Annotated in this window: 9 protein-coding genes; 4 read left to right on the forward strand and 5 right to left on the reverse strand. The window is 28.7% G+C overall.

All coding sequences use genetic code 11. The features are described from left to right. Together Q1J48_RS06095 and Q1J48_RS06100 are read right to left on the reverse strand one after the other, a co-directional pair. Nucleotides 1-326, reverse strand: a 326-nt coding sequence (locus tag Q1J48_RS06095) for a precorrin-8X methylmutase (protein WP_300361998.1), incomplete at its 3' end; no start/stop codon positions are given. Continuing rightward, a complete protein-coding gene (locus tag Q1J48_RS06100; protein ID WP_300362001.1) occupies nucleotides 326-1,789 on the reverse strand; it encodes a cobyrinic acid a,c-diamide synthase CobB in 1,464 nt (487 codons plus the stop codon). The genes Q1J48_RS06100 and Q1J48_RS06095, both read right to left, overlap by 1 nt. A 123-nt stretch (nucleotides 1,790-1,912) precedes the next feature. Here Q1J48_RS06100 and cobK point away from each other — a divergent pair, with 123 nt between their 5' ends. The 4 genes from cobK to ilvA are packed head-to-tail and all read left to right on the forward strand — an operon-like array spanning nucleotide 1,913 to nucleotide 6,297. Continuing rightward, nucleotides 1,913-2,680, forward strand: coding sequence for a precorrin-6A reductase (cobK, locus tag Q1J48_RS06105; protein ID WP_300362003.1), 768 nt, complete (start codon nucleotides 1,913-1,915; stop codon nucleotides 2,678-2,680). A 1-nt stretch (nucleotide 2,681) separates the two neighbouring features. Beyond that, entirely contained in the window at nucleotides 2,682-3,596 is a 915-nt protein-coding gene (hemC, locus tag Q1J48_RS06110) for a hydroxymethylbilane synthase (protein ID WP_300362005.1), read from the forward strand. After that, nucleotides 3,589-5,058 (forward strand): uroporphyrinogen-III C-methyltransferase, encoded by a 1,470-nt coding sequence (gene cobA, locus Q1J48_RS06115; RefSeq protein WP_300362007.1) that lies wholly within the window; start codon nucleotides 3,589-3,591, stop codon nucleotides 5,056-5,058. Before hemC ends, cobA begins: the two co-directional genes overlap by 8 nt. Before the next feature lie 30 nt (nucleotides 5,059-5,088). Beyond that, nucleotides 5,089-6,297 (forward strand): threonine ammonia-lyase, encoded by a 1,209-nt coding sequence (gene ilvA / locus Q1J48_RS06120; protein WP_300362010.1) that lies wholly within the window; start codon nucleotides 5,089-5,091, stop codon nucleotides 6,295-6,297. A gap of 124 nt (nucleotides 6,298-6,421) precedes the next feature. Here the strand turns inward: ilvA and Q1J48_RS06125 are convergent, their stop codons facing one another. From Q1J48_RS06125 to Q1J48_RS06135, 3 genes are all read right to left on the reverse strand, one after another. Continuing rightward, on the reverse strand, nucleotides 6,422-7,336 hold the full coding sequence (locus Q1J48_RS06125) for a DMT family transporter (protein WP_300344576.1): 915 nt from the start codon (nucleotides 7,334-7,336) through the stop codon (nucleotides 6,422-6,424). 278 nt (nucleotides 7,337-7,614) lie between these two features. Further along, nucleotides 7,615-8,721 (reverse strand): amidohydrolase family protein, encoded by a 1,107-nt coding sequence (locus Q1J48_RS06130; protein WP_300362013.1) that lies wholly within the window; start codon nucleotides 8,719-8,721, stop codon nucleotides 7,615-7,617. 248 nt (nucleotides 8,722-8,969) lie between these two features. Further along, nucleotides 8,970-10,388 (reverse strand): carbon starvation CstA family protein, encoded by a 1,419-nt coding sequence (locus Q1J48_RS06135; protein WP_300331844.1) that lies wholly within the window; start codon nucleotides 10,386-10,388, stop codon nucleotides 8,970-8,972. Nucleotides 10,389-10,390: the final 2 nt, after the last annotated feature.

Genomic DNA, 10,390 nt, shown 5'->3' on the forward strand with positions numbered 1-10,390 from the left:
TCTTTTGCAACCTCCTCATCAGACACAAGAGAGTATGGAGTACAATTAAATTTTTTTAAAATTATTTTACTCAAACCATTAACTATCATATTTGTATCACAATAGATTTTACAACCTTTTTCAATAGCTTTTTTTCCCTCTTCTATTGGATTGTTCATAAATTTTATAAGATCAGCATACTCAAAATCTGCAGTTGTATGGATAACTCTTTTTACTATTGGTAGCTCTTCCTCTTTAAAATTATTTATTTTTTCTCCTAACTCCTCAGTTATAATTTCAAAACTTCTTTTTTCTATAAGTTGTGGCTCTTTTATATATTCTTTCATTATTTTTTCCCTTTTCTAAAATTTCCAAAATTAAATAAATCTTTAAAATTAAACCTATTTTTTCTCTCTTGATAATTTTTCGCCCTATCCAAAAGATTAAAAATTAAATCCTGACTTGTAAAAAAATGTATATGTGGATAACCACATAAAATATTTTTTGAAAAATATCCATTTTCCCAAGTTCTTCCATCTTTTTTACTTATTTTAAATACTCCCTCTTTATTTTCATCAATCTCTTCTGAATAATGAAATTCGTGGGCTGGAAACATTATCTTTTGATTATCAAGTGAAGTTTCAACATTGATATATCCAAATCTTCCAATATTTAGTCTGTTTTTCATCTTAAATTTTCTATCATTTAAACCTACAAACTTAAATTTATTTTCATCTAAATCTTCTAGCTCTTTCGATAGGTAGATATATCCACCACACTCTCCATAGATTACCCCGCTGTCTTTAGAAAATTCTTTTATTGAGTTAATCATAGATATATTTTTTTCTAAAATCTCCCCATAATTTTCTGGATAACCTCCACCAAAAAATAAACAGTCCACATCATCTGGAATTTTTTCATCTTTTAGAGGAGAAAAATATTTTATTTCTATATTTAGATTTTCTAAAAATTCTATATTATCATTATAGTAGAATGAAAAAGCCTCATCCTTTGCTATCCCTATTTTTATATTTTTATATTTTTCTCTCAACTCAGAATTTAAAAATCTACTCTCTAATTTTTCAAACTCTTGATTTAATAAAATATCCTTTCTTATAAGAGTATCTCCTATATTAATTTTACTTTCTACCTCTGATAGCTCCTCTATTTTTTTTATATCAATAGTTTCTTTTATCTTTTCCCCTAGAATATTTAATTTTTCATCTAAATTTTTATCCTCTTGAGCTTGAACGAGTCCTAGGTGTCTCTCTTCAAATTTTAAATCCTTAATAGGTGGTAGATATCCAAGACAAGTTATCCCAGTATATTTTTCTATTGTTTCAGATAATAATTTATATGATTTTTCAGAAGCTACTCTATTTAAAATAACTCCCTCTATATTAATATCTTTATCAAATAACTTATAACCTAAAATTTCTGCTGCTATACTTGTACTTCTTTTTTCTCCATCTACTACTAAGATTATCGGTATCCCTAAAATTTTAGAAATATGAGCAGTACTTCCATTGTCCAGTCCATCTCCAAGTCCATCATAAAGTCCCATTACCCCCTCTATGATTGAGATATCCTTTTTATTTTTAAAAAAACTATATTTAACTCCCTCTTCTCCCATTAAGAAATAATCTAGATTAAAACTTTTATTTCCTGTGGCATATTCGTGAAATCTTCCATCAATATAATCTGGTCCTATTTTAAAAGGAGATACATTTTTAAAATTTTTCATAAGCCCCATAGTGATTGTGGTTTTTCCTATCCCACTCTTAGTTCCTGCTACAATAAATCCTTTCATTTTATCCCCCTTTCCTTTATTTTTTGACTAGATATATTATACAATATTTTCTTAAAAATTTCTCGATAAATTCTTTTAATATGATATAATAATAGTATAAAGATAAAATAAAGGACTGATAATATGGATTGGATAATTGGTGGGACAAAGGACTCTAGAAATTTTATTGAAAATATTCTTAATCAAACAACTGAAAGAGATTTTATCATCACAGTTGCAACAGATTATGGAAAAAAACTTCTAGAAGATTATATGGTTGATGTTTTAGTAAAGCCTATGACTTGTGATGAAATGAAAATTTTTATAAAAGAAAATAATATTAAAAGAATTTTTGATATGAGTCATCCTTATGCAAAAGATGTATCAAAAAATGCAATCTTAGCATCCCAAGAAAATAATATTGAATATTTTAGATTTGAAAGAAAAAATTTAAATGAAGACCTATTGAGTGATGTCCTGTACTTTGAAAATATTTCAGATATTATTAATTTTATTTCAAATATTTCTGAAAATATTTTAGTAACCTTAGGAAGTAATCAAATAGAAAGTTTTAAAAATTTAAATAATCTTAGTAACTTATATTTTAGAATTTTACCTACAAAAATAGCTATTGAAAAATTGGAAAATTGTGGTATATTAGCTAAAAATATTATTGCCATTCAAGGACCTTTTTCAAAGGATTTTAACTCAGCTATTATAAAAAATTATAATATAAAATATCTGATTACCAAAGAAAGTGGAACAACTGGAGGAGAATTAGAGAAATTGCAGTCTGCAAAAGAAAATAATATAACCACTCTGATTTTAAAGCGTCCTTCTGTAAACTATCCTTGGATTACAGAAAATATTTCAGATATTATTAATATCTATTTTAATAAAGAAAGGAAGTAAGATGAAAACAAAATTTGTTATAGGTACAAGAGGAAGTCTTCTTGCTCTTGCTCAAACAGAGATAGTAAAAAAACTTTTAGAAAATAATTTTCCAAATTTTGAATTTGAAATTAAAAAAATAGTCACAACTGGTGATAAAGATCTTTCTACAAATTGGGGGAGCAAGGGAGTATCTATAAAAAACTTTTTTACTAAGGAAATTGAAAAAGAACTTTTAAATGGGGAAATAGATTTTGCAGTTCACTCTATGAAGGATATGCCTAGTGTAAATCCTGAGGGACTTATCTTTAGTGGGGTGCCTAAAAGAGAGGATAATAGAGATGTTTTTATTTCTAAAACAGGGGTAAAACTTTTAGACTTACCTAAAAATCCTGTTATTGGAACTAGCTCTCTAAGAAGAGCTGAATGTATAAAAAATTTAAGACCTGATGCTATTATAAAACCTCTAAGAGGAAATATTCATACAAGACTTAGAAAATTATCAGAGGAAGATTATGATGGAATTATTTTAGCCGGAGCTGGACTTATAAGAACAGGTTTAAAAGATAAAATCACTGAATTTTTTAACATAGAAGATGTTATCCCTGCTCCAGCTCAAGGAGCTCTATGTATTCAATACAGAGAAGGGGATACTACAATAAAAAATATTCTTCATTCTATTGTTGATATAGATACCACTAAAGTTATTATGGCTGAAAGAGAATTTTCTAAAATTTTTGATGGTGGTTGTCACACTCCTATTGGTTGTAGTGGAAAAATTATATATAATGAATCAGATGAAAAATTATTGGAGCTTTTCGGAATGTACTCTCTAAACGGAAAAACTTATAAAAGAAAAATTGTTGGAAGTTTAGAAGAAAGTGTTCTAGTGGCTCAACAATTAGCAGAATGTTTAAAAGGTGATATAGATGAATAGAGGAAAGGTATTCTTTATAGGAGCTGGAGCTGGAGATTTTGAACTTTTAACTTTAAAGGGAAAAAGAATTTTAGAATCAGCTGATTGTGTAATTTATGATAGACTTATAAATGAAAAGATTCTATCTTTTGCAAATCCTAGTGCTGAATTTATCTATCTTGGAAAAGAAAATACTGAAGGGGGAACTCTTCAAAGTATAATAAATAATACTCTTGTAGAAAAATCTATATCTGGAAAGTTTAAAAATATTGTTCGTTTAAAAGGTGGAGATTCTTTTGTTTTTGGAAGAGGGGGGGAAGAGATAGAAGCTATTTCAAAATATAATATTGATTTTGAAATTGTTCCAGGTATATCATCTTCTATCGCTGTTCCTGAATATGCTGGTATCCCTGTTACTCACAGAAAAATAGCTCGTTCTTTCCACGTTTTTACAGGAATGACTGCTGATAATGATGATATTCAAGATTTTGAAACCATTGCTAAATTAGATGGAACCTTAGTTTTTTTAATGGGTGTAAAAAATTTAGAATTTATATGTTCAAATCTTATTAAATATGGAAAATCCCCATCAACTCCCATAGGAATAATACAGAAAGGATGTTCATCTTTTCAAAAAACTATTGTGGGAAATTTAGAAAATATTATTGAAAGATCTCAAGAGATAAAACCTCCTGCTATAATAATAATCGGAGAGGTTGTCAATAAAAGAGAAATTTATAATTGGTTTGAAAAGCTTCCATTTTTTGGAAAAAATGTTATAATTACTCGTGAAAAATCTCAAGGGGATGAGTTTGGAAAAGAGATTGAAAGAAATGGTGGAAAATCCATCTCTCTTCCTATGATTCAACTTATTGATCAAATGGAAAAATTTGATTTTTCAACCTTAAAAAATTATAAAGCTATTATGTTTAATTCTCCAAATGGTGTTAATTTCTTCTTTAAACATATTCCTGATGTGAGACTTCTTTCTAATCTTAAAATTGGAGTGATTGGAAGTAAAACCTATGAGGAGATTAAAAAATATAAAATAATGCCTGATGTGATGCCAGAAGAGTATTTAAGTGATAAACTTGCTTATGAAATTACAAAAGTAACAGATGAAAATGACGATATTTTAATAGTTACTTCTGATGTTTCTCCTATTGATGAAGAGGAATTTTTTAACAAATATAAAAGAAAATTTAAAAAATTTTCTGGCTATAAAAATATATCTTTAGATGTATCTCAAGATAAAATTTTAGATAGTCTTAAAATCGCAACTCACATTACTTTCTTTAGTGGTTCTGCCGTTGAAAGTTTTTTCAAAAATTTAAAAGATCCATCTCTTTTAAAAGAAAATATAAAAATACTTTCAATTGGTCCATCTACAACTAAAAAAATAAGAGAATACACTTCTCTTCCTGTAATTCAATGTGAAATTTATAATGGTAATGAAATGTTAAAAAACTTAGAAGTTTTTTAATACTAAAATATAGAAAGTGAGGAATTAATAATGGTAAATGATGTAACTCTAGAAATGATTAAGGACGCTGCTTACACAATAAAAGATTCTATCAAAAGAACTCAACTTATGGAATGTCCTACTCTTTTTGAAATAACTGGAAACAGAATTTATTTCAAATTAGAAAATCTACAAAAAACAGGTTCTTTTAAGATCAGAGGAGCTATGAATAAGATTATGAATCTTTCTGATGAAGAAAAGGCGAGAGGAGTAATAGCTTCGTCTGCTGGTAACCACGCTCAAGGAGTTGCTCTTGGTGCTACTAGCTTAGGAATTAAATCTACAATCGTAATGCCTGGAACTGCTCCACTTTCAAAAGTAGTAGCTACTAAAAATTTTGGTGCTGAGGTTATCCAAGTAGGTACAGTTTATGATGATGCTTACAAAAAAGCTTGTGAGATTCAAAAAGAAACTGGAGCTACTTTCTTACATCCTTTTGATGATCCTTATGTTATTGCTGGACAAGGTACTATCGGTTTAGAAATATTAGAGGATTTAGAAAATGTTGATGTTGTAATCGTTCCTATTGGTGGAGGAGGAATAATTTCTGGAATAGCAAAAGCTATAAAAAGTATAAAAAAAGATGTTAAAATTATTGGAGTTGAACCTGTAAATGCATCTTCTATGAAAGAAGCTGTTAAACAAGGTTGTCCTTGCACAGTAAAAGTAACTCCAACTATTGCTGACGGAATAGCTGTTGCTCGTGCTGGAGAACTTACTTGTAAAATTATTTCTGAATATGTTGATGATATTGTAAGTGTAACTGAAGATGAACTTGCTCAAAGTATTTTATTCTTATTAGAAAGAAGTAAAGTTTTAGCTGAAGGGGCTGGAGCTGCTCCACTTGCTGCTCTGCTTTCTGGTAAAATTAAAGAAAAAGGTAAAAATATTTGTTGTGTTATCTCTGGAGGAAATGCTGATATAACAGCAGTAGAAAGAATAATAAACAAAGCTCTTATCTTAGCAGGAAGAAAAACTGAGATCAATGTTCTTGTTGAAGATAGATTTGGAGAGCTTCATAAATTACTTGCTATCTTAGCTCAAGAAAAAGCTAGTATTCTTCGTATCAACCAAACTATGTACAGTGCTAATTTACCAATAAATACTCAAAAAGTTACTGTTGCTATTGAATGTATGGATAAAAACCATAGAGATAAGATAATCGAAACTATAAAAGAAGCTGGATTCCAAATGGCTTAATAAAAAAATGAGGAGTTTTACAAACTGGTAAAATTATCAGTTTGTGACTCCTTTTTTTAATAAAAAATAATATGAATAATTTTTTCATAATAAGCTTCCTTTTAAAGAAATGATTTTCTATTTTTTACATTTGCATAGGACTTATTTTTTCCTTGCTCTTTAAAGCAAGTATACAACCTAAAATTATAACAATAGCTCCACTGCCTTGAATAAAATCAATTTTCTCTCCCAAAGTAAAATATCCTACTATTGAAGCTGAAAGTGGAACAAGCAATTGTAAAATATTAAAAACCACTACTCCTTGTCTTTGAACAATATAAAAAGCCATTAACATCCCAGTAAGCATACCATAAATCCCTGATAAAACTAATCCAATTAATAAACCTTGACTTACTTCTGATAATTGGACTATTTCTCCACTTTCAATAGCTATTGTCAAATAAACTATTCCTGATAAAGTAGCCGCAGAAGCACTAATAATAACAGTATGTAGTTCTTTGGCAATATTCTTTACTACTAAATTTTGAATTGATTGAATAAAAATTGCTATTCCTAAAAATAAAAATCCTTTTAAGAAATCACTACTCTCATTTACTTTATTTCCATGAATAACAAAAAGTAAAGACCCAGCTATAGTCAAAATACTACCTATATAAAAATTTTTCTGTTTTACTTTATCTCTCTCATCTTTAAAAAATAACGCTGCCATAATGCTTGCTAAAGGCATAGCAAGTATACCAAAAATACTTCCAACTAATGCAGATGTCTCTTTTAATCCATTCATAAAAAAATACATATTTCCTGTCATAAAACAACTTAACAACAATAGCTTTAAAATCAAAGTAGGTTTTTGTTTTATTTTCATAAATTCATCTCTAAATTTAAAGATACAAATTAAAATAAATAAAAATCCCCCTGATAAAAATCTTACAGCATTATTATTAATTGTTTCAAAATGAATACTCATAAATCTCATAATAGGAAGACCAAATCCCATTAAAATAATATAAATAACTCTGATAAAAGTCTTATTATTCATTTACTACCCCCGTAAATCATACTCAATAATTTTTTAACTATGGCATGCTCTTACTATAATTATTCCTAATTGATATTTTTAAATTCAATTTTCTTTATTTTATCTTTTATAAATGAATAAGATAACAGTTTAGAAATTTTTTTCTACCATTTAATATTCAATTTTTTAAATTTTTTCTTATCTTATTACATCATTATAATAAATTCTATTCTAATCTTAATATTCATAAAAAGCTAAAAAGATTTTCTCTCTTTAGCTTTTCCAATCATAAAAATATTTTATTTTTTATAAATTACTTTTCCATCTATCACTACATATTTTGGATCTTGTATAGTTATAAAAGGTTCTTTTTCCCAAACTACAATGTCAGCATCTTTTCCCTCTTCTATACTTCCAACTCTAGCTTCTACTCCCATCACTCTAGCTGGATTTATTGTAACTGACTCCAATGCTTTTCTATATGGCATACCTTTTGATATTGCAAGTCCTACACAAACTGGTAAATATTGTAATGGTATAACTGGAGAATCTGTTATTAAACAAACATCTCTTCCCTCTGCTAACTTAACAGCATTTTCAAATCCCTTTCCTAATAGCTCCATCTTTCCTCTACTTCCTAAGCTTGGTCCTATTAATAAAGGAATATCTTTTTTAGTATTTAAATAATCCAATACATCTGTTCCACAAGTTACATGATCTAAAGTATATTTCACTCCAAACTCTTCACATATTCTTATAGCTGTTACTATATCATCACCTCTATGAGAGTGAATTTTTAAATGTTTTTCTCCTCTCATTATTGGTAACATAGCTTCCATCTTAGCATCATATTTTTCTGAATTTTCACTGTATCTTTTGCAACTTCTTAAAAATTCTCTTAAAGTTGAAGCTATACCCATTCTTGTCATTCCGTATTCTTTCTTAGGATTTTCTCCTAAAGCAACTTTCATTGCAAAATATGGATCTAAAACCATCTCATCTATAATTTTTCCATAAGTTTTTATACAAGCATATTGCCCCCCAACTATATTTAATGATCCTGGTCCAGTGGCACAACAAGTTATTCCTGCATTTCTAGCCTCTTCAAAAGTTATATCTTTTGGATTTATTGCATCTATTGCTCTGATTTGTGGAGATAACGGATTCCCTTTTTCATTGTGATCTGAATAAAATTCTCCCAATCCATTTTCTTTTAATCCTAAGTGAGTGTGAGCATCTATAAGTCCTGGAGTGACATACATTCCATTTAAATCTATAACCTCCACATCTCCTTCAATCTCTATTTTTTTAGCAACTTTTTTTATTTTATTATCCTCTATTAAAATATCATAAAGTCCCTCTTCTACTCCATAACTTAAAACTTTTCCATTTTTTAATATCATCATTATTTCCTCTCCTTACATTACATTAGATTTTATATGATTTTTTTATTCCTTCGCCCCAAATAAAATATTTTCATTAAAATAACAATCATTAATTACTTTTTTTAGATATTTTTATCAAATTATACACATCATTTTAAATTTTGTCAATTAGTTTGAGGGATTTTCTTATAATGAAAAATAAAAAGAGCCAAACAGATTAACAAAATAATTTATTAATCTATAAGGCTCTCTTTTAATATTTAATTTTTTTATTTTTCTTCTAATGCTTTTTTGTATAAAGGATTAAATTTTAAATAGAATGCTACTACTGATGCTACTGCCACTACAACTCCAGTTGTATTTCCTATTATTTCTGCCATTTTAAATCCTTCTGGAGCTATTAAGATATATGAAGTAACAACTACTGTCATAAATGTTGCTGGTATAGCTGCCATCCAATAACATTTTCCTAGTTTAGCTAAGTATGCAGCTGCTGACCATAAAGCTATTGTTGCTAAAGTTTGGTTAGACCAGCTGAAATATCTCCAAATTATATTGAAATCTATGAAACATAATGCAACACCGATTGCAAATAATGGGATAGCTATTAAGAATCTATTTATTACAGGACCTTGTTTGTAATTAACAGCATCTGCTATTGTAAGTCTTGCACTTCTAAATGCTGTATCTCCTGAAGTTATTGGACAAGCAACAACTCCAAGTATTGCTAAGAATCCTCCAAATTTTCCTAATACTGTTCTTGAAATTTCATTAACAACAACTGCTGCTCCACCGTGTTTTAATGCCTCTCCTAATCCAAGAGTTCCTCCATTGTAGAATGACATTGCTGCTGCTGCCCATATAAGTGCTACAACACCTTCACAAATCATTGCACCATAGAAAACTTTTCTTCCTTGTTTTTCATTTCCAAGACATCTAGCCATCATAGGTGATTGAGTTGCATGGAATCCTGAAATTGCTCCACAAGCTATTGATATACATAAGTATGGGAATACTGATTGCCCAGCTGGGTGGAAGTTTTGGAAAGCTATTTCTGGAATATCATACCCTTGGAATAAAATTCCAAATCCAATTCCAACTGCCATTACTAATAAAGCAATTCCAAATACTGGATAAATTTTTCCTATTAATTTATCTATTGGTAATACTGTTGCTACTAAATAGTAAATTATAATAATTCCTATTAAAATAAATTTATCTATTCCTGTTAAGTTATTTAAAATAGCTGCTGGACTCATTACAAAAACTACTCCAACTAATACAAGTAAAACAACTGAGAAAACTCTCATTATTTGTTTTGCTCCATTACCTAAGTTATCTCCAACTAACTCTGCAACACTGGCACCATCTTTTCTTAAAGACATCATTCCTATTAAATAGTCGTGAACTGCCCCTGCAAAAATACAACCAAATACTATCCAAATAAATGCTGCTGGTCCCCACATTGCCCCTGCAACAGCTCCAAATATTGGTCCTGTTCCTGCAATGTTTAAGAATTGAATTAAGAAAGTTTTCTTAATATCCATTTCAACATAGTCAACACCATCTTCTAATCTTTTAGCTGGTGTTAAAGCATTTTCATCTGGATTAAAAACTTTTTCTACTACCTTACCATAAATCATATACCCTACTATTAGGGCGATAACTGAAACTATAAAACTTATCATAA

This window comes from Fusobacterium sp. (assembly GCF_029258315.1).
Taxonomy (GTDB): Bacteria; Fusobacteriota; Fusobacteriia; order Fusobacteriales; family Fusobacteriaceae; genus Fusobacterium_B.